The organism is Streptomyces xanthophaeus (assembly GCF_030440515.1).
GTDB classification, from domain to species: domain Bacteria; phylum Actinomycetota; class Actinomycetes; order Streptomycetales; family Streptomycetaceae; genus Streptomyces; species Streptomyces kutzneri.
On record NZ_CP076543.1, the window covers coordinates 7,039,081 to 7,063,840 of the forward strand.

Below are 24,760 nucleotides of genomic sequence, written 5' to 3' on the forward strand. Positions count from 1 at the left end.
TACCGCCGTAACAGGCCGAGCCCGGGATCGAGGGGATGCCCGTGACCCACGCCGCTGGGGACGGAACCGGCCTGGAGCGGGCGCGGCACGCCGCGGCCTGCGGAGCGTGGTCGGACGCCTACGCAGGGTTCCTGCTGGCCAGGGAAGCGGGCGAACTCGACCCGAAGGGGCTCGCCGAACTCGCCGACGTCGCGTACGCCGCCGGTCACCTCGACGTCACGATCGAGACCTGGGAGCAGCTCCACGGCGAACTGTCCAGGCTCGGCGAGGACGACGCCGCGGCCGGAGCCGCCGTACGGGTCGCCATGCACCTGCTGTTCGACACCGCGCTGATGGCACCCGTACGAGGGTGGCTGCGCCGCGCAGAGCGCCTGCTCGGCCCCCCGCCCGTGACCGCCGCGCACGCGTGGTTCTCGGCGGTGCGCACCTTCGAGCGTCTCCTCAGCGGCGACGTCGAAGCTGCGCGGGAATGGGCCGAGCGGGCGATCGAGACGGGCTCGCACACCGATCCGGCGGCAGCGGCGATCGGGCGTGTGGCCCAGGCGAGACTGGTGATTCTCGACGGTGACGTCGGACGAGGCCTGGAACTCCTCGACGACGCCGGCACGGCGGCGATGGCCGGCGACCTCGATGCGCTGTCGACCGGAGTCGTCTACTGCGAGGTGGTGTGCGCACTGCAGGGCCTGGCCCAGTACGACCTGGCCGAACAGTGGACCGAGGCGATGGAGCGGTGGGCGCGCACGAACGCGATCGGCAGTCTGCACGGCCGGTGCCGGGTGCACCGGGCCGAGATCCTGCGTCTGCGGGGCCGGTGCGCGAGCGCCGAGCAGCAGGTGTTGCTCGCGTGCGAGGAGCTGCGCCCCTACGTGAGGCGCGAGCTGGGCTGGCCGCTGACGGAGCTGGGCCGGATCCGGCTGCGGCGCGGCAACCGGACCGGGGCGGAAGAGGCGTTGCTCGCCGCCCATCGCCTCGGGTGGGATCCCGAACCGGTGCTCTCGCTCGTCCGGCTCGCCGACGGCGACGTCGGCACGGCGGCCGCCGCGATCCGGGAGGCATTGGCGCGACCGCTGCCGGTGCCGTCGAAGGAGCTGCCCCCCACCTCCGAGCTGCGGCGGGCGCCGTTGCTGGATGCGCAGGTCAGGATCGCCGTTGCCGGCGCCGACCTGGAGACGGCGCGGGTCGCGGCCCGCGAGCTGGAGGAGGTGGCCGTCGCCTTCGAAAGCAACGCGCTCGCCGCATCGGCACTGCGCGCCCGGGGGGAAGTCCTGCTCGCCGAGGGTGATACCTCCGGCGCGTCCGCGTTCTTCACCGATGCCGTCCGGGCCTGGAACGAGGTCGGCGCCCCGTACGAGACGGCCGAGTGCCGGCTCCGGCTCGCGGACGCCCAGCGGGCCCTGGGCAACCTCAGGGCCGAGACCTTGGAGCGGGAGGCGGCGCGCACCGAGCTCGATCGGATCACCCGCGCTCCCGCGGCCGAGGAGCTGCAGACGGACACGGCGGAGGCGGACTCCTTCGTCCGGGAGGGCGACTGCTGGAGGGTTGTCTTCGACGGTCGGCGCGTGACCGCACGCGACAGCAAGGGCATGCACCACCTCGCCCGCTTGCTCGCCGCGCCGGGCCGGGAGTTCCACGTGCTCGACCTCGCCGCCGCCGACACTGCCGACCCCGGCGCCGCAGCCAGGCTCGCCCGCGCCGGCGACGCCGGTCCCCTCCTGGACGCCCGCGCCAAGCAGATGTACCGCCGTCGGCTCGCGGAGATCGAGGACGACATGGAGGAGGCCCGCGCCGACAACGACATCGCCAGACGGGAACAGGCCGAACTCGAACGTGGATTCCTGATCGGCGAACTCACCCGGGCCGTCGGGCTCGGCGGGCGCGACCGGCACGCCGGCGCAGCCTCCGAACGGGCCCGGGCCGCCGTCACCCAGGCCGTACGCAAGGCCATCGGCCGTCTTCGCGATGTGTTGCCCGCCCTCGGTGACCACCTCGACCGGACGATCCGCACGGGAACCTACTGCGTCTATGTCCCCGATCCGCGCGTTCCTCCCTCGTGGTCCACGTGATGGGGTTGCGAGGGCGTTCCCGGTCGTTCGTCGCGCAACGACCTCGGACGCGGTCGTACCCGACTCCCCGGACACCCCTCGGAAGGGACCATCTAGGATGTCGGCCGCGCGTTGATGTCACGTGCGGTTGACGTCACGCCGGGCCGTGCCTCATGTGCTGTCTTGCGTCCGTGAGCCGTCCCACCGGATGCGTCCGGTAGCTGTTCCTACGGGGGAGAACTTCGGTGTTCGGAATCATCAGACCATGCCGTCATCGCCTGGGCGAGGGCTTGCGCACCGAGTGGATGGCCCACCTGTGCGGGCTGTGCCTGGCTTTGCGCAGCGAGTACGGGCAGTTCGCGAGGGTGGCCACCAACTACGACGGCCTGATCGTCTCGGTGCTGACCGAAGCGCAGTCGGAGCGTACCGGGGACTGGCGGCGGGGTGCCGGTCCGTGCCCGCTGCGCGGGATGCGGTCGGCGGACGTGGCTCAGGGTGAGGGCGCGCGGCTGGCGGCGACGGTGTCGCTGGTGCTGGCCGCGGCGAAGATGCGTGACCATGCGGCCGACGGCGACGGCCTGGTGGGGCGCCGCCCGGTGGCGCTGGCGGCCCGCCGGATCGCCGACAACTGGGATCGTGCGGGCGTCGCAGGTGGCGAACGGCTCGGCTTCGACACCGCGCTGCTGCTCGGGGCGGTCGAGCGCCAGCCGGACATCGAGCGGTCGACCGGCCCCGGTGGCTCGCTGCTGACGGTCACGGAGCCCGCGGAGACGGCGACCGCGGCCGCGTTCGCGTACACGGCAGTCCTCACGGACCGCCCGGGCAACGCCGAACCGCTGGCGGAAGCCGGCCGTCTGTTCGGTCGGCTGGCGCATCTGCTGGACGCGGTGGAGGACCTGGACGCGGACAAGGCCTCCGGCGCGTGGAACCCGATCGCCGTGACCGGCGCGGACCGCGCCGAGGTGCGCCGGCTCTGCGACGATGCCGTCCGTGGAATCCGACTCGCCCTGTCCGACGCCGTGTTCGTCGACGGACGGCTGGTGGGGGCGCTTCTGGGCGGCGAGCTGGAGCGTGCCGTCGATCGGGTCTTCGACCCTCGGCATGGTCACCATCAGCACCGCCGCCAGGCGCGGGGCCTGCGCATGGTGCCCTGGCTGGGACGCCGTGCGGAGACGGAAACGCCCTCGGGTACCGCCCCGGGCACGGCCTGCGGCGTAGGGGAGCTCACGGGTGCGGCCCCCGAGGGTGGGATGACGGCGTCGGGCCGGCCGTCGGAGGGGCAGTGCCGGCAGTGTCGCGAGTGGGGCCGGTTGTGCCGCGATTGCGGGCTGTGCTCCAGATGCTGCCGTTGCGGCGAAGACGACGGTCAGGATGACGGAGAGTCCTGGCAGTTCGGCGACGGCAACCGCAACGGCGGCTCGTCGAGCCGGGACGGTTCCGGGAGTGACGGCTGGTTCGGCGGCCAGGGAGGCGGCAACTCGGGCGGGTTCTCCGGCGGCTCGGGCGGCGGTCATGGGTCCGGTGGCTCCGGCGGTTCCGGCGGTTCCGGCGGTGGCTCGGGTGACGGCTGCGGCGGTGGCGGCGGCTGCTGCAATCCGTGCAAGTGCTGCTGCGACTGCTGCGACTGAACGACGGACGAGCCTGGTTCCCCGCCCCGCGGGGAACCAGGTGCCGAACCTCCCGTCGCTGTGCGTCGACCAGGTCCTGGCCGTTCCGGGTCGGCAAAAATGGCTTGAGCCCGGGCGGTGGCGCCTACAGGATCGGAGAAGACCGATGAGTTCTTCCCGGCGCCGCAGTCTGTCCGTGTGACCGCCACGCGCGGAGGACACTCACATGACGGAAGGCGCCATGCCCTCACCACACGAAACACCCACCCTCTCGCCCGCCCGCGTCACCGCCGTGCTGCGGATTCTCGTGCTGTCCACGTTCGTCGTCCTCCTCAACGAGACGATCATGGTCAACGCGATCCCGCGGCTCATGCGCGAGTTCGAGGTCACCGCGGCAGCCGCAGGGTGGCTGTCCACGGCCTTCATGCTCACCATGGCCGTCGTCATCCCGGTGACGGGGTGGTTCCTCCAGCGCGTGACGACCCGAACCGCCTTCGGACTCGCCCTGGCGCTGTTCCTCGCCGGCACGGCTCTGGCCGCGGCCGCGCCCGCCTTCCCCGTACTGCTGGCCGCCCGCGTCGTCCAGGCCAGCGGCACCGCCGTCATGATGCCGCTTCTCATGACGACGCTGATGACCCTCGTGCCCCCGCAGGACCGCGGCCGTGTCATGGGCAACATCACCCTCGTCATCTCCGTCGCACCGGCCCTCGGCCCCGCCGTCTCCGGTGTGCTGCTGCAGCTGGGGACATGGCGCCTGCTGTTCCTGGCCGTGCTTCCCATCGCCGGAGCCATGGCCATATTCGGTCGGCGCAACCTGGTCAACATCGGCGAGCCGCAGGCCGCCCCCATCGACTGGATGTCCGTCCCCCTGGCGGCAGCGGGATTCGGCGCGCTGGTCTACGGGCTGAGCGGGCTCGGTGCCGAGAACGCGGCCCAGGCTCCCGTGCCCCCGGGGGCCACCACCCTGGTCGGCGCTGTGCTCGTAGGCCTGTTCGTGTGGCGACAACTGGCACTGCAGCGCTCCTCCACCCCGCTGCTGGACCTCCGGACACTGGCGTTCCGGCACTTCTCCGTGGCGCTGGGCCTGATGTGCCTGTCCTTCATGGCGCTCATGGGCGCGTTCATCGTGCTGCCGATCTACCTGCAGGAGGTGTGCGGCCTGACCTCGCTGCAGACCGGGCTGCTCCTCATCCCCGGCGGCCTGACCATGGGGCTGCTCGGACCGCAGGTCGGCAAGCTCTACGACCGATTCGGCGCACCACGCCTGGTCGTGCCCGGATCCGCCCTCACCGCGGTCTGCCTCGCGCTGTTCGCCCTCACGGGCGAACAGACCTCGCCGTGGCTGGTGCTCGCCCTTCACGTGGCCCTGAGTGCGGGCATGGCGTTCGTCTTCACCCCCGTCTTCACCTCCGGTCTGTCCGTACTGCCGCCGCACCTCTACCCCCACGGCTCCGCCATCCTGGGCTCGCTCCAACAGGTCGCGGCCGCCGCCGGCACCGCCCTCGTCATCAGCGTCATGTCGGGACACGCCGCCACGGCGGCGGCCGAGGGCGCCGACGCCACCGGCGCCCTCGCCACGGGCATCCGGTGGGGATTCGGCGTCGGCGCCGTGCTCGGCGCCCTGGCCGTGCTGGTCGCTCTGCTGATCCGCACCCCGCCTGCTCCGCAACAGCCCGCTGCGTCGCAGGCCCAGGACGAAGACGGCACCACGGTGGACAAAACCGCCCACACATCCACCTGATGCCCGGGGACGCGGTGGCGCGGCGCTCGTAGGCGTACACGTTCCGGTCGCCGCCCTCGCCCAGGGCTCATGGGGGTGATGGCGGACCGCGCCTCCAGCGTGGCGGTGGTACGAGTTACGCCAAAGACCGACCCGGTGGGGGCGGTGGCGGAACAATGGACAAGAGGTCCATCGAGTGGCAGGAGAGTGGCCGTCGTGAGCGGAGCGATGCGGGCGCGGGCATGGGCGGCAGCCGGATCCGTGGTGGTCGCCGCGCTGAGTGCCCTCGTGACGAACCTCGTGACCGATTCCCCGTCCCCGAAGTGGTGGGTCTTCTGGGCCGTGTTGCTCGTCCTGGGGATCGCGCTTCAGATACGGGTGAGTGCGGGGAGCGAGCCCGTCACGGCCTCGGGTGCCGGTTCCGTCGCCGTGAGGGGCCGCGTCTCCGGAAATGTGTCCACACGGGTACGGGGCACTGCCGTACAAGGCGCTCCTCCACCGCCCCCCGGCGACGGCGTGGCGGCCGTGGCTCCCGGAGCGGTCGCGGCGGACGGTGAAGTAGGGGGCGACATCTCCACCGATGTCGAGGGGGACGGGACCCTCCGGTCGTGAGCGGCCGTGTCTCCGCGACGGGCGCCAACTCCGTGGCGGTCGACGGCACTGTTCACGGGTCGGTCCTCACCAACCCCGTCTTCTCCGTCGGTGCAGTCCCCATGGCAGTGGCTGTGAAGGACCCGAGCACGGTCTTCGCAGACGTTGGCGTCGACATGTTCCGCGGACGGACCTGGCTCATCGATCGGATCGATGCATTCTGCGCCGGTCACCGTTGCGGCTTCATCTGGATCGAGGGAGACGCAGGTGTGGGGAAAACAGCCCTCGCCGCCCACCTGGTGTCACGACGCGGATATGTGGCGCACTTCGCGCGGCTTGCCGGCGGCACGACGACACGGGTGGCACTGCGCAACCTGGCCGGCCAACTCATCGAGGCCTACGGGCTCGGAGGCTTCGCTCCCGGAGGCATGCTGCCCGAGTGGGCCCACTCGCCGGAAGGCTTCGAGGCAGTTCTCACCGCGGCGGCCACCGCGGCCGTCGAAGCCGGGGAAGTGCTCGTGCTCGTCCTGGACGGACTCGACGAAGCAGAACAGGAGGGGCACGAGCTCCCCTGGGGCATTCCGGCGCTTCTCCCCAACGGCGTGTTCGTCCTGGGCACACACCGCACCGGGCACCCGTTGGGACCCACCGACTCGCACACGGTGACGCTCCGCCTGGACGTCGACGACCCCCGCAATCAGGCGGACATTCATGAATACCTGCAGATCGCCGTGACCGAGGAGGGGTTGTCCGCGGCGCTCGCTGCGGCCGACGTCACAGGCGAGGACTTCACCCGCGCCCTGGCGCATCAATGTGCGGGCGTATGGGTGTACCTCCGCTATGTGCTCGACGAGGTGCGCATCGGCCTGCGCCACCCCGCCGACGTCGCCACACTGGAGGCGGGGCTCCCGCGCTACTACGCCGCGCAAATGGTGCGTTGGGAAGAGCAGGACAGCTGGGCGCAGGTAGGCGCTCCGCTGGTCGCCGTCCTGGCCGCTCTGCGTGAACCAGCGACGGCAGATCACATCCGGCGCCTGGCGGGCGTCAAGGAAGTCCACGCCGTACACCTCTGGTGCGATCGGTGGCTGCGCCCGTTCCTCACCGTCGATTCCGCCGCCGAGCGCGTGTACGCGATCTACCACGCCAGCGCGCGGGATTTCTTCGGGGGTGGGCTGCCCCCGACCGTCGATGCTCACCCGGACCACTGGATGGCGCGCGCGGAAGGCTTGCGCAGGGGGCGTCGGTCGGCGCACAGCCGCATCGCGAATGTGTACATCGACACCTATGGAGGTCTCGACGAAGGCCTTCCGCACCTCGCGGCAGACCCGTCCCTGGCCGGCCAGGACAGCGGTTTCGCCCTGCGGCACCTGACGTACCACCTGGTCCGCGCCGAGCGCGCCAAGGATCTTCATTCATTGCTGAGCATCGAGCGGCACGGGCCGGGTGAGGGGCGGTCCAATGTGTGGTTCGCCGCCCACGATCACACCGACGGCCTCGACGCATACCTGGAGGATCTGGCATCGGCACGCCGGGCCGCCGAGGCCGCCACCGACAGGGAACTGGCAAGCGGAATACCCCCATGCTCCTGGGCCTTGGAGGCCAGGTACGCGCTCATGCGGTCGTGCATGGGCAGCCTCGCCGACAGCTTCCCACCCGAACTTGCGCTCGATCTCGTGGAGTCCGGACATTGGACACCCGCTCGTGCGCTCGATCATGCCCGCCGCCTGATCGATTCGATGGTTCGTCCGCGCATCCTGCTCGACCTACGGCCCTACCTCCCGGAGCAGATGTCCCTCCACGTCCTCCAGGAAGTAGTTGCCGAGTGCAGCTCACGGCGAGGCGATCCTGCGGGCGCAGGGGCGCTGACGAACGCGGTCTTCTGGCGAGCCGACCGCGCGCAACCGGACGAGGTCGAGGCGGCGCGGGCAGCGATCGAGTCGTTGCCCAAAGGGGGGTCCCGCCTGCGAAACCTCCTCGAACTGATCCCGTTTCTGCCCCCTGATGCGAGACAGGGCCCTGTCCGGGAAGTACGGGAAGGGCTGTCTGCGACCGACGATCTGCATCAGCTCGCGTGGATGCTCCTGAAACTGCTCCCGTTCCTCGCCGAGGACGCCCGGGACGGCGCGATAGCAGAGGTGCTGAAAGCAGCCGAAGCAGCGACCGAGCACGACCATCGCATCCGGTGGAAGGCACGGCTCCTGCCCTACCTCACAGGAGAGCAAAGGGAGGCCGTCACCACCGAAGTACTCGCAGATGCCCACATGGTGCCGTTCGATGTCACCACCGTCTGGGTCCTCGACGGTCTTGCGGACAACCTGCCGTCCCACCGCCTGGCCGAACTGGTCCAGGTCGCGATCGACTCCGTTCCGAGGGAACACCTCGGGGAAGTCCTGCCCGGCCTTGTCCCGCACCTGGATGCTTCCCTCGTCGAACAGGTGCTGGCTGCAGCACGCGAGTGCCCATCAGGGCATTCCCGCATCAGCGCCTTCTGCGCACTTGTCGAACACCTTCGGGACGAAGAGCGAGCCCAGGTCCGTACGGAGATCCACACCATGATCCGGGACTTGCCCGCCGACTGGGGCCAGGCCTCCCGCTGGATCGACGCCATGGAAGAAGCCCCCGACGAACTCCTGCCCCTCTTGGTACGCGAGGTTCTGGATCTGCTCGCCAACACCACGGACGCCGGCATGCGCGGCCACCTGGTCGGCCTGATGACGCCCTACCTGGATGAGGAAGAGGTCGAAGAGGCCCTTGATCTCGTACGCAGTCTTCCGGATGACCGGCACCTCGCTGCAGCGCTCGTCTCGCTGGCCGCTCCACTGCCTGATGCCCAGGAGAGCGTCTTTGCGGACGCACTTGACATCGTCCGCCGAATTCCCGAAGTAAGGGAACGAGCACGCGGGCTGGAAGCGATGGCGGCACAACTCCCCGAAGTCTGGCTGCGATCAGCACTTGACGTAGCACTGGCCTCCGAGGACGAAGACGCCGCCGTGGCGCTCGAGGCCCTTGTCCCGCAGCTGCCTGGGGACTTGAAGGCAGTTGCCGTGGAAGCGGCTCTGGCTCTCCAGGACGTGGACTCCCGGCATGCAGCTGTCCATGTGCTCCTGCCGCACCTCGCCGACGACCTGGCGTTGCGGGTTCTCACCACGGTCTTCGCGGAAGAGGCCGAGCCACCCGATCCAGAGCTGCTGCGCGACTGGGCTCCCTTCGTCCCGGCGGTACTCCGGCCCCGCATCACGTCGCTGTGTGAATCGGTCGCCGATCCCGTGGAACGAATCGGTTGCCTGCTGGCCATCGGTACAGGCCTGCCGCGTACCCGGCGGGATTCCGTTGCCAAGACGGGCCTGGAACTCGCCTGCAGCTCCCCGGGACGCGGCGGACACGACTTGCTGGCGTTCGTGGCACCTCACCTCGAGGGCGCCGACCTGCAGCACGCGGCTCATGCCGCTCGTGCCATCACCTCTCCCTATGAGCAGGCCCTGGCTCTGGTCGCTCTCGCGGAACATATGAGTTCGGATGCCGCTCCTGCCGTGTACGACGAGGCCCTCTCCGTCGTCGCAGCAGCGGACCACGACACAAGGCGATGGTTCCTGACCGAAGCAGGAGCCGCGCTCCCCGCAGGCCAGATGGCTACGGTCCTGACATGGCCGGACTCGCTCGTCGCGTGGTGGCTCGAGCTCGGGCAGCCTGAATTGCCGCCCACCCTCATCCCGAAGGCACTGGAAGTCATCCTCGGACAGAACATGGACTGGTGGGTGGCCAAAGGGCTCCGCCCACTCGCGGCCGCGCTCCCCGAAGAACTCCTTCTGCAGGCAATGGCGAGCGCGCCGGCCGAGGACGGAGAGTCATCCGCGGCGATCGTTCGCAGGGCCCACGAACTGCGCCCCGACCGCCCGGCTGCCGACACGATCTCCCTGTTGCGCACAGCAATCGACCGATCGTCGCGCGAAGCGGTTCTCGCGGTTCTCGCCGCAGCCGCCGAACCCGTTGCGCGCCTCTCGCCCGCGATACCCGAGGCATGCCTCGCGGCGGTCGAGGATGTCAGGAGCTGGTGGTGAGACGCGGGGCGCGCGTGGCGCACGAGTCCTCGGACCGCATCGTACGCGCTTTCGAAAAGCCTTTGGAGGAGACGCCAAGCGCTCCACTGGTCGGCCTTCGGACCATCTTTGGTCCAGGCCGGATCGATCGGACGGGGACGGAGGGCCGCAGGACATGGCTGCGGGCAAGCCGGCAGTGACCGCCGCGACGAGCCCGCCCATGGTGACGGTGGGCGTCGACCTGGCCGGCTACTCCGGAACGACCGGGCTCTGTCGCGTCACATGGGCGGAGCAACCGGTCGTCGAGATACTGAACGCCAGAAACGACGAAGACCTGCTGGCGGCCATGCGGACCGCCGACAAGACCGGCCTGGATTCGCCGATCGGCTGGCCGGTCGCGTTCATGTCCCTGCTCGCTGCCCACCAGGCCGGTGCGAGGCTGCCCGTACGGTCCCGGTACGCTCCGCACGGCGATCGCGACGGGCTGGTCACGTTCACCCATCGTCTGACCGACGACGTGGCATGGAAGCGGACCGGGGCCGGGCAGCAGCGCCCCCTGTCGGTCGCTGCTGACAAGTTGGGCGTCGTCGCGATGCGAGCGGTAGGCCTTCTCGAATCTCTGGCCGAGGCGGGCCCCGCCATTCCCCGGGACGGCTCGGGCTCGGTCGTCGAGGTCTACCCGGCGTTCGCGTTGATCCAATGGGGGCTCGCGCGCAAGGGCAGTTACAAGGGCCGCAAGCCCGCAGCCCTTCCTGTGAGGGCCGAGATCCTCGCCGGCCTTGCCGACGGCTTGGGCTTCGACCTCGGCGAAGGTGTGCGCGACCGGTGCACGCGCAGCGAACACGACCTGGACGCCCTGATCTCGGCGGTCGTCGCACGCGCCGCAGCGTGTGGAATGACCCATGCGCCGACCACGGACGAGGAGCACGCCATGGCCGCCGTCGAGGGCTGGATGCACCTCCCCCGACGGGACCTTCCGCTCACCGCCGTGCGGGACGGAGCCCGTCCGTCTGCGGAGCCTTCCGGGAGTTGTTCCTGAGGTTGGCGAAGGGGAGAGCTCCGCCGTGGAGTTCTTCGAACTCGTCGATCAAGTCCTGCTCGGCCTCACCCGCGTCCTCCTCGGTCGTCGGCCGCCAGGCGACGAGCAGTGCGTCCGAGTCGGCCAGCTGCCAGATGTACGGGCCGCCCCAGTGGCCGACCCATGCGTCGCCGAGCGTGTCGGCCGTCACGGACGGGATTCCGGGCCCGGTGGGGACGTTGCTGTCGCGGCCGCGGCTGCTCCGCCCGGGATGTCGACGTGTTCATGTCGGATTCACCTGCCCCCGGGAGCCTGGGCTCCATGGCCCTCAGTAGACGAGCACTACTGGCACAGGCAGCCGCTTCGGCCACCGCCGTCGCCGCCCCCTCGCCCACTGCCGGTGCGGGCGGGGGAGCCGCACCGACCACGACCACGACCACGCCCCTGCGCGGCACGATCCCGCCCGGCGCACCGGACTTCGTGTACGTGCCGCTGGACGTCCCTTCCGGCGTGCGCGAGTTGCGCGTCTCCTACCGCTACGACAAGCCGCCCACCCCGCCGGGCACGCCGGGAAACGCCCTCGACATCGGCCTGTTCGACCAGCGGGGCACCGCGCTCGGCGGCCGCGGCTTCCGCGGCTGGTCCGGGGGTGCCCGAAGCGAGTTCTTCCTCCGTGCGGACGAAGCCACCCCCGGCTATCTGCCGGGACCGCTGGAACGCGGCCGCTGGCAGATAGCCCTCGGCCCCTACACCGTGGCACCGCAGGGCCTGCCCTACGAGATCACCGTCACGTTCGTCCATGGTGCACCGGCACCTGCCGCCCCCGTGGCCTACCCGCCCCGGCGCATCCCGGGCCGGGGCCGGGCGTGGTATCGCGGGGACTGCCACGTCCACTCCGTGCACTCCGACGGCCGCCGCACCCCGACCGAGATCATCGCCCTCGCGCGCGCCGCCGGCCTGGACTTCGTCAACACGTCCGAGCACAACACCCACAGTTCCCACACCGCCTGGGCGGACGCCGCCGGCAGCGGGCTCCTCGTCCTCACCGGTGAGGAGGTCACCACACGGACCGGCCACGTCCTGGCCGTGGGCACGGACCCGGGCACCTTCATCGACTGGCGCTACCGGGCCCGTGACGGCCGCTTCGCGCGATTCGCCCGCGCCGTCCGGCAGGCGGGCGGCCTGGTCGTGCCCGCCCATCCGCACGCCACCTGCATCGGCTGCGCCTGGAAGTTCGGCCTCGGGGAGGCCGACGCCGTGGAAGTGTGGAACGGCCCCTGGACGGCTGACGACGAGGTGTCCCTGGCCTCCTGGGACGCCACCTTGTGCGGGGCGAACGGTGCCCGCTGGCTGCCCGCTCTGGCGCACAGCGACTACCACCGCGACCCGGACCGCATCGGGGGACCCCAGACCGTCGTCCTGGCCGACGACCTGTCCCGCGAGTCGATACTGGCGGGCCTGCGCGCCGGACGGGCCTACGCCGCCGAATCCTCGGCAGTCTCCGTGGACTTCACCGCCGTCACCCCGCGGGGGGACCACGCGGGCATCGGGGAGGTGCTGGCCCTGGCCGGTCCAGACGCGGAGGTCCTCGTACGGCTGTCGGTCACCGGTGCGGAGGGCTGCGAGCTGCGGCTGGTGACGGACCAGGGCCTGGCCCTCACCGTGCCCGCGGCGACGGCCCTCGAATGGCGCACGACACCCGCCCGCACCGCCTACGTCCGCGCAGAAGTCCGGCATCCAACCCAGGCGCCGCCCCTCCCCGGGCCGCCGGCCGCCCTCACCAACCCGATCTGGTTGCGCCCCTGACGATCGCGGAAGCCCACCTCCGGCCCCGGCACTTTCCGGCCGGGGCCGGAGGTGGACCCGTCGGCCGGCGAGCGCCTTGCGCACTCGCCCGTCGGCGAACCCCTCCGGTCCGTAGGCTGAGTCGGCCGGAACCGGCAAGGGGGACAGGAGGATCGGTGCGACGAGGCAACGCGAGGGCAGGCGCGTGGGTGTCGGCGGCCGGGGCACTGGCGTTCTGCGGGCTGGCGGTGGTCACGAACTACGTGACCGGTGAGGTCCCGGGGTGGGCGGAAGACCAGCGGCTGATATGGGGGGTGTTCGCCGTCCTGGTAGCGGTCTCGGTCGGCCTGCAGCTGTGGTCCCGGCGCCTCGATGCCGGCGGGGGGCCGGGCGGGACGGCGCGGCTGGTGCCGGTGGACCGGGTCGTCGCCGCAGCCGCTACCGGATCCCTCGCCGCGCCCCGGCTGCGTTCCGCCGTCCACGGGCGCGTCGCGGAACTCGGCGCCCTGGCACGGCTGCTGCACCGGCCGGGGGGCCGTTTCGCCGTCGTGTGCGGGACCGGCGGGATCGGGAAGACGACCCTGGCGGCTGCCGTTGCCGAGCACGCTGCGGGCGAGGGGCATGCCGTGTTCTGGGTGACGTGGTTCGGGCCCGAGCAGTTCGCCGAGGACATGCTCCGCGTCGCCGTGGCCTGCGGCATGCCCGAGGAGACCGTGGAGGCCGCTCGCGCCCGGCGGGCCCCGCTGACGGACCTGGTGTGGAAGCAGCTGGCTGCACGGGGGAAGTGGCTGCTGGTCCTGGACAACCTCGACGATCCGGAGGCCCTCGGGCCAGACCGGTCGGGACCGCCGGCGGACTACCGCGGCTGGGTACGCCCTGCCGGCGGCGGGCTGCTGCTGGTCACCAGCCGTGACACCCGCACCGATACCTGGGGCCCCGACGCCGTGCTGACCTGCCTGGACGCACTCGACGACGAACCGGGTGCAAGCGTCCTGCTCGATCTCGCCCCGGACGCCGGCAGCCGCGAGGACGCGGCCCGTCTCGCCGCACGCCTCGGCGGACTGCCGCTGGCCCTCCAGGCCGCCGGCCGGTACCTGGCCGCCGCAGGGAGCCGTTACCGCGCATTCCGCACCTACACCACCGCCCTCGACACCGAACTCGGCACCCTCCTTGCCGCCGAGCACTCCCGCGCCTCCGACCCGGTGGTGGCCCGGTCGGTCGTGCGGTACACCTGGGACCTCTCCCTCGACCAGCTCGCACGCGACGGCAACGCCCTCGCCCGTCCCGTCCTGCGCCTGCTGTCGCTTCTCGCCCCGGCCCCCGTACCGCTGGCCTTCCTCACCCCCGACCTCCTCCGTGTGGCCACCGGACTGCGAACCGACCCCGTCCGTGTCGAAGCCGCCGTCAACGGCCTCCACGCGTACGGCCTGCTCCAGACTCCGAACGGCGCCGGAGAGCCGGGGCAGGTCGTCCTGCACCCGCTGGTCCGCGAAATCACCGCCCACACCCTGCTCTCCACGACCTCCGATGCCACCCCGTGGCACCGAGGACTCGCACGTCAGCTGGGACGGTCCGTGGATGCGGTCCGGGCCGCAGGGCCGGGTGGGTGGCCGCTGGGCGCCCTCCTGGTCCCCCACGCCCTGGTCGTCGCCGCGTTGCTCGGTGACGACCAGGGGGTGGTACTGGCGCTGGACCAACTTGCGGAAATCCAGTCCGAGGCAGGCCGCCCGGCGGACACGGTCATGCTCTGCGAGGTGGTCCTGGAGATCTGCGCACGCCGTCACGGGGCAGAGCACTCCGACACGCTCAACAGCCGCAACACGCTCGCACAGGCACTGCAGGCCCTGGGCCGCCACCAGGAGGCCGCCGACCTCCACGCCCGGAACATCGCCACCCGCGAGCGCGTGCTCGGGCCCGACCACCCCGACACCCTCGTCAGCCACAACAACCTCGGCGTGGCACTCAACGACCTGGGGCGCACGCAGGAAGCCGCCGACCTCCATACCCGGAATCTCGCCGCCCTCGAACGCGCCCTCGGGTCCGACCATCCCCATACGCTCACCAGCCGCAACAACCTCGCCTACACCCTGCGGAACCTGGGGCGCCGCCAGGAGGCCGCCGACCTCCACACCGCGACCCTCGCCGCCCGCGAGCGCGTCCTCGGGCCTGACCACCCTCACACGCTCACCAGCCGCACCAACCTCGCGTACACCCTCGACGACCTGGGGCGCCATCAGGAGGCCTTCGACCTCCACACCCGGAACCTCGCGGCTCTTGAGGGCATCCTCGGACCCGACCACCCCGAAGTCCTCATCAGCCGCAACAACCTGGCGATTTCCTTCGGTCACCTGGGCCGCTACCAGGAGGCCGCCGACCTCCACGCCGCGACGGTCGTCGCCCGCGAGCGTGTCCTCGGGCCCGATCACCCCGACACCCTGATCAGCCGCAACAACCTCGCCGCCGCCGTGGACGACCTGGGCCGCCACCAGGAGGCCGCCGACCTCCACGCCCAGAACCTCGCCGCCAGCGAGCGCGTCGTCGGGACCGATCACCCCGACACCCTCACCAGCCGCAACAACCTCGCCACGGCTCTCGGTAATCTGGGCCGTCACCAGGAAGCCGCCGACCACCACGCCCGGAACGTCACGGTCAGCGAGCGGGTCCTCGGGCCCGATCACCCCGACACCCTCACCAGCCGCAACAACCTCGCCGTCTCGCTCGACCACCTGGGCCGCCGCCCACAAGCGGCCGACCTCCACGCCGCGAATCTCGCAGCCCGCGAACGCGTCCTGGGACCCGACCACCCCGACAGCCTCATCAGCCGCAACAACCTCGCCGCCGCCCTCAACGACCTGGGCCGCCACCGGGAAGCCGCCGATCTCCACGCCCGGAACCTCGCCGCCAGCGAGCGCGTGCTCGGGCCCGATCACCCCGACACCCTGATCAGCCGCAACAACCTGGCCGGAGCCGAACGCCGTGCCCGAGGCTCCCGGGCTGCCGACCGCATCCGGTGGCGACCACGCCGTTGACGGTCCCTGCCAAGACTTCCGTGTCCCCTCCGCCCGCACCGCATCGGTACTACTGTCGAAATCGGGGAATGACCGGGGTGCGGCCGGAAGCGGACCGGGCCGCAGCAGCACGTGGGGAGGGTGGTCGGGGTGGCGGGTGTATCCAGGGCACGGGCGGGGGCCGCGGCGGCCACAGCGGGAGTCACGACGGTCGGACTGATCACGCTCTTGCTGGTGGTGGCGATGGACACAGGCGTGCAGGCAGCCGTGATCGCGGGGGCCGTCCTGTCCGGCGCCGGACTTGTTGCCTCCGTCCTCGTCCTGGTCAGGAGCAGCGAAAGCGGCCCCGGCGCCAACGCGCGGCGGTCACAGGCCGCGGGCATCAGCGGAGTGCGGATCGCCCAGGCCACGAGAGGCAGTGTCGCCTCCAGCGGCAGCATCAGCAGCAGTGGAGTGCGGAGGGCCCAGGCCACGTGGGGCAGCGTCAGCGCCGGCGGCGACATCATCGGCAGCACACTCCGGGACCGATCCGCGGTGTCCGAGACCCGCACGCCCCAGGCATCGACACCAGAGCCTGCCCCCGCCGACAGTGCAACGGCCGAACGGGGTGGCATCACGGCCGGCGGCGACGCCCCCGGCAGTTCCGCGGGCGACGCTGTGTGAAGCCGACTGTCTCGCCACTCGTATGGCGCTGAGGTTCCGAACGAACGGCGCGGAGGTTCAGGTACGTGCCGTGTCGGTATTCCTAAGATTCGACGGCAGAAGGGAAACCCGGGCTGTTCTTCTGCGCGCCGGGTTCGAAGGCGGCCGAGCGAGGCACAGGACCGACCTGAAGAGAAGCATTCCAACTTTTCGGCCCTTCAGCACATGCAAGCATCCAGCTCTTTGATCGTCGAGGAGCTTTCCTGAAACCCGGTGGTCGGACAGTGCTGCCGTGGGAAGCGGAGACAAGATGGGCCAGAGTCCTTATGACTATGTCGTTGTGGGAGCGGGGACAGCGGGGTGCGTGATTGCCTCCCGGCTTTCGGAACGCCCCGGTGTGCGGGTGCTGTTGCTGGAGGCGGGAGCCCGGGACGCGACCGAGGCGATGGCATCTCCTTGGGGGTTCCTGGGGTTCGAGCCGTCATCCCTCTGGCTGGGCGCCTCGACCGTGCAGGCCGGTACAGGCAGGTCCGCCGACGTGCTGCGCGGTAAGGCGCTCGGCGGATCGTCGAGCATCAACGGCCTCTACCACCTGCGGGGGCACCGCTCCGGTTACGACGAATGGCCCGGACTCGGTGCTCCGGGCTGGGGTTTCGACGATCTGCTGCCCTGTTTCCGCCGCAGCGAGAGCACTCGCAGCCGTGATGCCTCCGTGCGGGGCACGGACGGGCCGGTCGTGGTCGCCCCGGTTCCGGAACCCCATCCCCTGGCCACGGCGGGCGTCGAGGCCGCGGTGCAGGCTGGGTTCACACGCGCCGATGACATCGGCGGCGGGCTGGAGACCGGGTTCGGGTGGAGCGACATGAATCTGCCCGGCGGCGCCCGCCAGAGCGCGGCCGACGCCTACATCCGTCCGTTCCTCGACCGGCCGGACCTGGACGTCGTCACGGACGCGACCGTGCAGCGGCTGCGCATCACCGCGGGCCGCTGCACCGGCGTCGAGTACACCGTGGGTGGCCAGCACCTGTCCGTCGAGAGCGCCGAGGTCGTATTGACCGCGGGGGCCATCGGTTCCGCGCACCTCCTCATGCTGTCGGGGATCGGCCCGGCACGACACCTTGGCGAACACGGCATCGGCGTCGTCGCCGACCTGCCGGGAGTGGGATCCCATCTGCAGGACCATCCGATGGCCGCCGTGGTGTACGAGGCCAGCCGGCCCGTACCGTTCGTTCCTGCCAACCCGCCGGCCGAGATGATGGGCCTGCTGTACAGCGACCCCGCCGCGGCCCGGCCGGACCTTCAGGTCTACGTCGTCGCCGCACCGCTCCCGTCGGCATGGGGCCACCCGCCGGCCAACGGCTACTCCATCGCTTTCTCCGCGATGGCTCCGCACAGCAGCGGCACCGTGCGCCTGGCGGACGCCCATCCCGCCAGCGCTCCCGTCGTCGACCCCGGCTACCTGAGCGACGACCGTGACCTGGAGGTCATGCGCAGGGGCCTGGCAGTGGCGCGCCGCATCGGGGAGGCCGACGCGTTCGCCGACTGGCGCAAGCAGGAAGCGGTGCCGGGCTCCGGGACGAGCGGCGAATCCGTGGATGACTTCATCCGCAAGGCTACCGGCCCCTACTTCCACTTCACCGGCACCTGCCGCATGGGAACCGACGCCGATGCCGTCGTCGACCCTGCAAACCTTCGCGTACATGGGATCGCCGGACTGCGGGTCGCCGATGCCTCGGTGATGCCGTCCATCCCCTCGGCCAACACCAACGCGACCGTCTACGCCATCGCCGAACGGGCTGCCGAACTGCTCGGCTGAGCCTTCTTCCGCGCCCACGGCGCTTCCACGACGCACTTCATCCCCCGTCGTGCGCCGAATGCCCCCGGACTCCGGCCCATCACGAGGGCCGTGACGTGCAAGCGCGCGGCCGCCCCCGGCCACACCGGCCTCCTCCAGCAGCGCGTCGAGCGCGGCGGGGAGGTTCACATCCAATTGCATGCGAGTAATCCTTGCCGTTCTTCACATGCATTTGAAGTTAATGATGGGGCTCTATACCTTCGAGACGAAAGCGCGGGAAGCAACGCGCAGTTCGGCCCCGACCGGCCTCATCACCCCTTCTCAGACAGGAGCACCGCCATGTCCGAAACGCTTCAGGCCACTGACGTCGTCACCTCCGACGCCGACCTGCTCGACCGCACCGCGACCGCCGTGCGCGCCGCCGGTGCGGCGCTGCGCGAGCGCTTCGGCGACGTGGTCCGCTACGAGACCCGCGAAGAGCTGATGCGTGCGCTCGCCGTCAACGACAGCACAGCCCTCGACATTCTGCGCCCCCGTCTCACGAGCCTGCGCCCGGAGGCCAGTTGGGTGGAGGACGAGCTGGACGGCGGGGCACTGCCGCCCGGCGAGTGGTGGGTCGTGGACCCGGCCGAAGGCAACGTCAACCACCTGCACGCCCTGCCCGAGTGGGCGGTGACCGCCACCCTCGTACGCGACAACCAGCCGGTGCTCACCGTGGTCCACCTGCCGCTGACCGGCGAGACCTACACCGCGCTCACCGGCGCGGGCGCCCACGTCGATGGCCGGCCGCTGCGCGTCTCCCCGACCGCGGACCTCGGCCTGAGCATCGTGGCCACCAGCCAGGCCCGGCCGGACGAGGACGAGAAGGTCGTACGGCGCGTCGGCTCCTCGATCACCGCGATGCTCTTCGACGCGCTCGTCGTCCGCACCGCCGTACCCGCGACCCTGCACCTGACGAACGTGGCCGCCGGCCGGATCGACGCCTTCTGGCAGTTCGCCGGTGCCCGAGCGGACCTGCTGCCCGGAGCGCTGCTCGTCACCGAGGCTGGCGGACGGATCTCCGACGCCGAGGGCCGCCCCTGGACCCCGCAGAGCGAGAGCTTCCTGGCCGCCGCGCCCGGCGTCCACGCCGAGGCCGTCGCCACGCTCTCACGCTGACCCCGCACCCCGCACCCCGCACCCACGCAAGGACCACATCACCATGACCACGATCGCAGTTCTCGGAAACGGCCGCGTCGGCGGCAACCTGGCCACAGCCCTCACCCGGGCCGGGCACGAGGTGACCGTCGCGGACCGCGCGCCAGGGGCCGCCGCCGACGCTGCCCGGACGGCCCGGATCGTCATCAACGCCACCCCGGGCGCCGGCTCCCTGGAACGTCTCGCCGCCCTGCGCGAAGAGCTGCACGGCAAGATCCTTATCGACGTCTCCAACGCCACCGCCGACGGCCCGGACGGATTGCCCGCCGACCTCATCTACCCCGGGTCGAGCCTCGCCGAACGGCTCCAGGAAGCACTCCCCGAAACGCAGGTCGTCAAGACACTCAACACCATGCTCTTCCCGGTGATGACCGCGCCGGCCACGCTCACCCAGGCACCGACCGCCTTCCTCTCCGGCGAGGACCCGCAGGCCAAGCAGACCGTCCGTGAACTGCTCGTCGACCTCGGCTGGCAGAAGGAATGGATCACCGATCTCGGCGGGATCCGGACCGCCCGAGCCACGGAGGCCGCGATACTGTTCGTCCCGCACGTCATCCGGTCCAGCGGATTCACCCCCTTCGCGATCTCGATCGCCCGCTGACTGCCGAGCCGCGCAAGCTGCAGGACTGCGACAGCCACTTGGTACGACGAGGCCGTCGCCCCATTCACGGTCTGTTCCGTCGACACCGGGTCTGTGCACCACGAACTCGGTGTCTTCCGAGACAGCACCTGCCTGGGTGGGGGCCGACACCATCGGCCCCCACGGCCAACTGCACGCCAGTCAGCAACCGTTGGCTACGGCGAAACTGCGAGCGCGACCCCTGACGATCAGGCTGCGAGAAGCCTGAACGTCAGGGGTCGCGCTCGCGTTCGTTGCCGAACTGGGCGAACCGACCACCGCAGTGCCTCTCGACCGCTGCAATGCGAGCCCTCTATAGGAAGATTGGCACGGTGTCCACATGAGCCATGGCGGCCTCCTGCGGAACACGATCACCACAGGATGACGTTGAAGCCATGAATACGAGGATCGGAGAGGGATGCACGGTACTGGAGCGGAGGTCGACGGCGCGCGCGGGGTGTTCGCAGTGGACTCGACCGCCCCGGGCTCCGCACCGCAGGGACTCGACGTTTTCCGGCGCGGGTGGGAGACGCAGGTCGGCGACGATGTCTTCCAACTGCCGGCCTTCAGCCCCGACACGATCGGTGACTTCCGGGTCAAGGGCAACGTGGCCAAGGTGCACGGAGCGGCGATCGCCGATCTTCACGCCGCGTCGGCAACCCGGACCGCGGACGTCCCGGGCGGCGATCAGGATCTGGTTGCCATGTACGTCGTGCGGCGCGGTGCATGGACTCTGGGCGGCCCGCCCGGATACGGCGACCAGACCGTGTCGGCCGGGCAGTTCCTCGTCCGGCACCTCGGACGCCTGACGGCCTTCGAGACGACGGCCCACCTCACGGCGAAGTTCCTCGTCCTGCCCCCCGGCGAGCTCAAACCCCTGCTCGGGACCCGGGTCATCACCGGGCCGGCGGACTCGGCCGAGATGCGCTTGCTGACGGCCCTTACCGACATGATTCACACAACCGTGGCCGACCTCGGCCCGGCCGGCTTGGAAGCTGCCCAAGGAACCCTGATCGAGCTGACCAAGGCGGTGGCAAAGGGCCGGTTCGACGACGTGGAACCCCGGTTGGCTCCCGCGCTCACCCAGGCGGCCAAGGACCTTGCGGACCGTCGGCTCGCCGATCCCGAACTTTCTCCGGCCATGCTTGCACGTGAACTCAACGTCTCCGTCCGTACGCTGCACCGGGCATTCGCCGCGGTGGGTGAGCAGGTGACCACCTACGTCCGCCACCGGCGACTGCATGAGGCCCGGCTCGCCCTTGCCGCGCCGTCAGGGCGCCTGAGCATTTCGGAACTCGCCGCACACTGGCAGTTCGCGGACGGCAGTCACTTCACCCGAGCCTTCAAGAAGCACTACGGTCAGACCCCCACCGAGTACGCCCGCTCGGCCGGAGCAGCCTCGCGCTCACCGAACCGGCCCCCGCCGGGCCCCGGGTCGGTCGAAGGCGCGTAGAGGTATGGCCGCAGTTCAGCGGATGCCTGGACGAAGGCACCACGCGAGAAGTCGTCAGATCCTGTGGATCACGAGATATACGCTCGCCGAATGACCCGCGAACCTCTGTGCCTCACCGTCCTGGGGTCTGCGACGCCCTATGCGAGCGTGGACAACCCGTGCTCCGGCTATCTGGTGTCCAGCGGCGAGACCCGGCTCTGGGTGGATGCCGGCAGCGGGACGTTGGCGCAGCTGCAGCGGCATGTGCGCCTTGATGAGGTGGACGCGATCTGGATCTCGCACCTGCATGCCGATCACTGCGCGGACCTGCTCACCGCCTACTATGCGGCGCTCTTCGCGGACATTCAGCTTGCCGCGCCCATCCCCCTGTACGGGCCGCCGGGCATCGCGGACCGGCTGGCCCACTTCCTGACCAACAGCTCGACGCGCAGCCCGGTCGAGTCCGCCTTTGCCGTCCATGAGCTGTACGACGGGCACCAAGCGCGCGTCGGCGCCCTCACTTTGACCAGCCGTGCGGTGGAGCACGGCATCCCGGCCTTCGCGGTGCGCATCGAGGCCGAGGGCCGATCGCTGGTCTACTCCGGGGACACAGCACCGTGCGCGAACCTCACGCAGTTGGCCCACGGGTGCGATGTGCTGCTGTGCGAGGCCGAGAGTACCCGGGCGCCGGCCGAGGGCGACCAGGTGCACCACACCCCCGAAGACACCGGCGACACGGCCGGTGCGGCCCGGACAGGCCGGTTGATCGTCACCCACGTCGGCCGTTTCCTCACTCCGCAAGAGGCGGTGGCACGCGCCTCGGCCCGGTTCAACGGCCCCATCGACCATGCCGCACCCGGCGTCACCTTCTCGATCGGCTAGCCCGGAACGCCCTGGGGCCGTTCGATGAGGTGGCCGCGTTCGAAGCGGGCTCCGGCTCGGCCAGTCGTGGCTTCTCCCCCTATCTGGGCCGGCGGCTGCGGCTGCGGCTGCGCTTCGGCGGAGGGGCGTAGAGGTCTTCCTCGACGTCGGATTCCGCGTAGCTGGTGGGAACGACGGTGGGGCGACCGCTGTCCGTGAAGAAGGCCATCTGGCCGGACGAGGGGCGGCGGCTGCGGCTGCGCTCCCGCCGCGGCGCGGGGTCGGCGGGGGCACCGAAGAAGGCGTTCCTCGTGTCGACGGCGCGACTGCTCGACCTGCGGCTGTCCGGTGCCCGGCTCGACGTCCGGTGGCGCCCGCGCTCCCGTTCCCGTTCCCGTTCCTGTTCGGGCGCCGGTGCGGGTTCGGAGGGGCCGCCTCCGTACGCGTAGGCGCCTTCGATGCTGACCGAGCCGCGGCGACTCCTCCGGCCGGAGCGCGCCCCCTCGTCCCCGGAGTCGACGGCGTAGTGGTGGCCGCCGCCGCGGTGGCGCGACTGGCTGCGGCTGGGGATCTGACTGCTGACGGGATGGTCGTCCTCGTACTCCGGCGCGGCGTAGTTGACGGGGGCTGCGGCGGGAGGGCGGCCCGACCTGCTCAGCGGTGGGCGGCTCGACCTGCGCCGGCGGGCGGGAGCGGGGGCGGGAGTCTCGCTGACGCGGCTCCTGCTCTTGCTCCTGCTGCGGTACGAGGAGGGGCCGTCCTCCTCCTCGGGGCTCTTGCTGCGCGAGGCCGCCTTGAACCGGTAGGTCTTCCGGCGGGCGGCCACGTCGGCCCCCTTGTCCTTCGTGGTCTGCCGGTGACCGTAGCCGTAATCCTCCAGGTCCGCGTCCTCGTCGGAGACGCCGCCCGCGTACGTCATGCCGTCCGGCACGGCCTTTCCGTTCAACACTCCGTAGAAGCTGTTGTGCGTCGACTCCTTCCCGTACATGGACGGATGGGGCATGGTCTCGCTCACGGTCACATCGCGCCTATCGGCTTCCAAGGGGAGCTTGATGGAGTCTCTGACGAGCTTTTGGGTGGAGTAGCCCGCCTCTCGTCCCGTGCGCGGCATCTGGACGTGCACGTTGGCGTTGGGGGCGAGCTTGCGGACGAGATCGGCGGCCTTGGGCGCTCTCATGTCGACACCGTTGATGACGGGGACGTTCAGGCGCCGCAGATCCTCGCGGTTGGCCGCGTACTGCTGGTAGTCGGGCTGCTCCTCGAACGTGGTCACGGCGGTCCTGGCCGCCTCGCGCGGGTTCTTGCGCAGCCGCGCCCGCACCCCTGACAGGTCGGCCTCGGACATGAGGAGCTGGCTGCGGTCGTGCAGGTTTTCCTCGGGCGGGCGGACCTGGCCCGGCGGGTGCAGGTTGCCCACCGTGGGCCGGATGCCGACGATCTGGTCGGGGTACACCGATATGCGCCCCTGCTCGGTGGTATCGAAGATGTGCATCACGCCGTCCGACGAGGCCCTGAGGTACCGGCCCATGACCGAACCCCGTGCGGTCGCGATCTCGAACAGTTGGCCCCGGTCGCTCGGATACATCTTCCTGCCATCGCTGGACCGCGCGCGGGCCACCGAGATCCCACCACCGGTCTGCACGGGCGCGGAGGCCGGTGCGGAGGCACCGGATCCCGGGCCCGACAGGTCGGGCATGGCGCCCTGGGCCATGCGTCTGCCGTTCGCCGTGGCGTGGCGCTCGAACGGGTCGTCCTGGTGGGAGAGCTTCACTCCCGCCCCGTTGTCGGTCCCCGGGACGGAGCCCAGGGACTGCTGTCGGACGTGGTCGAGTTCGTGGAACATCGTCTCGTCGTCCGTGCCCTGCGGGCCGACGACGATGTCACTGCCGGTGGTGTAGGCGCGGGCGCCGAGCGCCATCGCCGAGCGCTGTGCGACCGGGTCGCTGTGGACACGCACGTGTCGGAAGGACATGCCGTAGCCCTGCTCCGCCCTCGCCAGGAGCCGCGGGTCCAGCGGGCGTCCCGGGGAGCGAACGGCGTCGGCCACGGACGACCGGTCGGCGGAGGCCTGATGGGCGGGCGCCTGGTCGGCGAGCGGCTGCTCGGCGGGCGGCCGGTCGTGACCGCAGCCGGTGCCGTGCTCGTGCTGTTCTTCCTCGATGGCGCGGCTCACGCTCGCGTTTCCCACCGAACGCTGGAGCGTCAGGACGCGCTGCGCGAGCGTACGCGGTCTCTCCGTGCGTCCGCCGCTCTTGCGGCCACCGGACTGCTCGGCCTGTGTCTTGTATGCGCGCACGGTGCTCCTCGCCACTCGACGCCCGATCAGGAATGGTCACCCGCACCGCGGCGGGAGCGAAAGGTCCGCGAGGGCAGAGTCGTGGGGGGTCCGGGTGGACGGGAGGGCCG

Annotated in this window: 15 protein-coding genes and 1 pseudogene; 13 read left to right on the forward strand and 3 right to left on the reverse strand. The window is 70.9% G+C overall.

What is annotated here, in order from left to right; all coding sequences use genetic code 11:
* The first annotated feature begins 41 nt into the window (after positions 1 to 41).
* The 6 genes from KO717_RS31460 (at position 42) to KO717_RS31485 (ending at position 11,036) form a co-directional block, all read left to right on the forward strand.
* Entirely contained in the window at positions 42 to 2,063 is a 2,022-nt protein-coding gene (locus KO717_RS31460; RefSeq protein WP_301372840.1) for a transcriptional regulator, read from the forward strand.
* 224 nt (positions 2,064 to 2,287) lie between these two features.
* The gene (locus KO717_RS31465) at positions 2,288 to 3,670 is read left to right on the forward strand and encodes a DUF5685 family protein (RefSeq protein WP_301372841.1); all 1,383 of its coding nucleotides are present in this window, start codon (positions 2,288 to 2,290) and stop codon (positions 3,668 to 3,670) included.
* A gap of 220 nt (positions 3,671 to 3,890) precedes the next feature.
* Positions 3,891 to 5,390: a DHA2 family efflux MFS transporter permease subunit gene (locus KO717_RS31470; protein WP_301372842.1), complete on the forward strand. Its 1,500-nt coding sequence runs from the start codon at positions 3,891 to 3,893 to the stop codon at positions 5,388 to 5,390.
* A 195-nt stretch (positions 5,391 to 5,585) separates the two neighbouring features.
* Positions 5,586 to 5,981, forward strand: coding sequence for a hypothetical protein (locus KO717_RS31475; RefSeq protein WP_301372843.1), 396 nt, complete (start codon positions 5,586 to 5,588; stop codon positions 5,979 to 5,981).
* Positions 5,978 to 10,018, forward strand: coding sequence for a hypothetical protein (locus KO717_RS31480; RefSeq protein ID WP_301372844.1), 4,041 nt, complete (start codon positions 5,978 to 5,980; stop codon positions 10,016 to 10,018). Before KO717_RS31475 ends, KO717_RS31480 begins: the two co-directional genes overlap by 4 nt.
* A 154-nt stretch (positions 10,019 to 10,172) precedes the next feature.
* Positions 10,173 to 11,036 (forward strand): DUF429 domain-containing protein, encoded by an 864-nt coding sequence (locus KO717_RS31485; protein ID WP_301372845.1) that lies wholly within the window; start codon positions 10,173 to 10,175, stop codon positions 11,034 to 11,036.
* On the opposite strand, the gene KO717_RS31490 is transcribed toward KO717_RS31485, so the two are convergent.
* On the reverse strand, positions 10,978 to 11,226 hold the full coding sequence (locus KO717_RS31490) for a hypothetical protein (RefSeq protein WP_301372846.1): 249 nt from the start codon (positions 11,224 to 11,226) through the stop codon (positions 10,978 to 10,980). The two genes, KO717_RS31485 and KO717_RS31490, sit on opposite strands and share 59 nt — an antisense overlap.
* Before the next feature lie 110 nt (positions 11,227 to 11,336).
* On the opposite strand from KO717_RS31490, the gene KO717_RS31495 reads away from it, so the two are divergent.
* The 3 genes from KO717_RS31495 to KO717_RS31505 all read left to right on the forward strand — a co-directional run bounded on the left by KO717_RS31495 (position 11,337) and on the right by KO717_RS31505 (position 18,266).
* Complete coding sequence (locus KO717_RS31495; RefSeq protein WP_301372847.1) at positions 11,337 to 12,821, forward strand: CehA/McbA family metallohydrolase; 1,485 nt, start codon at positions 11,337 to 11,339, stop codon at positions 12,819 to 12,821.
* A gap of 155 nt (positions 12,822 to 12,976) precedes the next feature.
* A complete protein-coding gene (gene fxsT, locus KO717_RS31500; RefSeq protein WP_301372848.1) occupies positions 12,977 to 15,829 on the forward strand; it encodes an FxSxx-COOH system tetratricopeptide repeat protein in 2,853 nt (950 codons plus the stop codon).
* A gap of 931 nt (positions 15,830 to 16,760) precedes the next feature.
* Positions 16,761 to 18,266 carry a GMC family oxidoreductase gene (locus KO717_RS31505; RefSeq protein WP_301374875.1) on the forward strand — a complete coding sequence of 502 codons (1,506 nt, stop codon included), beginning with the start codon at positions 16,761 to 16,763 and terminating at the stop codon, positions 18,264 to 18,266.
* 33 nt (positions 18,267 to 18,299) lie between these two features.
* On the opposite strand, the pseudogene KO717_RS37525 reads toward KO717_RS31505, so the two are convergent.
* Positions 18,300 to 18,446 (reverse strand): annotated as a pseudogene (locus tag KO717_RS37525) (LysR family transcriptional regulator); the annotation flags it as partial.
* A 138-nt stretch (positions 18,447 to 18,584) separates the two neighbouring features.
* Between KO717_RS37525 and KO717_RS31510 the strand changes: the two are divergent.
* The 4 genes from KO717_RS31510 (at position 18,585) to KO717_RS31525 (ending at position 22,375) form a co-directional block, all read left to right on the forward strand.
* Positions 18,585 to 19,403: an inositol monophosphatase family protein gene (locus KO717_RS31510; RefSeq protein ID WP_301372849.1), complete on the forward strand. Its 819-nt coding sequence runs from the start codon at positions 18,585 to 18,587 to the stop codon at positions 19,401 to 19,403.
* Positions 19,404 to 19,446: 43 nt separating this feature from the next.
* Positions 19,447 to 20,043: an NADPH-dependent F420 reductase gene (locus KO717_RS31515; protein WP_301372850.1), complete on the forward strand. Its 597-nt coding sequence runs from the start codon at positions 19,447 to 19,449 to the stop codon at positions 20,041 to 20,043.
* A gap of 484 nt (positions 20,044 to 20,527) precedes the next feature.
* Positions 20,528 to 21,514, forward strand: coding sequence for a helix-turn-helix domain-containing protein (locus KO717_RS31520; RefSeq protein ID WP_301372851.1), 987 nt, complete (start codon positions 20,528 to 20,530; stop codon positions 21,512 to 21,514).
* Between the two features lie 90 nt (positions 21,515 to 21,604).
* On the forward strand, positions 21,605 to 22,375 hold the full coding sequence (locus KO717_RS31525) for an MBL fold metallo-hydrolase (protein WP_301372852.1): 771 nt from the start codon (positions 21,605 to 21,607) through the stop codon (positions 22,373 to 22,375).
* Positions 22,376 to 22,454: 79 nt separating this feature from the next.
* Here the strand turns inward: KO717_RS31525 and KO717_RS31530 are convergent, their stop codons facing one another.
* Positions 22,455 to 24,650, reverse strand: coding sequence for an eCIS core domain-containing protein (locus tag KO717_RS31530; RefSeq protein ID WP_301372853.1), 2,196 nt, complete (start codon positions 24,648 to 24,650; stop codon positions 22,455 to 22,457).
* Positions 24,651 to 24,760: the final 110 nt, after the last annotated feature.

Coding starts and splice junctions, on each gene's coding strand:
- KO717_RS31515 (WP_301372850.1), top strand. CDS start 19,447: ATGACCACGATCGCAGTTCTCGGAAACGGCCGCGTCGGCGGCAACCTG.
- KO717_RS31495 (WP_301372847.1), top strand. CDS start 11,337: ATGGCCCTCAGTAGACGAGCACTACTGGCACAGGCAGCCGCTTCGGCC.
- KO717_RS31510 (WP_301372849.1), top strand. CDS start 18,585: ATGTCCGAAACGCTTCAGGCCACTGACGTCGTCACCTCCGACGCCGAC.
- KO717_RS31470 (WP_301372842.1), top strand. CDS start 3,891: ATGCCCTCACCACACGAAACACCCACCCTCTCGCCCGCCCGCGTCACC.
- KO717_RS31485 (WP_301372845.1), top strand. CDS start 10,173: ATGGCTGCGGGCAAGCCGGCAGTGACCGCCGCGACGAGCCCGCCCATG.
- KO717_RS31525 (WP_301372852.1), top strand. CDS start 21,605: ATGACCCGCGAACCTCTGTGCCTCACCGTCCTGGGGTCTGCGACGCCC.
- KO717_RS31505 (WP_301374875.1), top strand. CDS start 16,761: ATGGGCCAGAGTCCTTATGACTATGTCGTTGTGGGAGCGGGGACAGCG.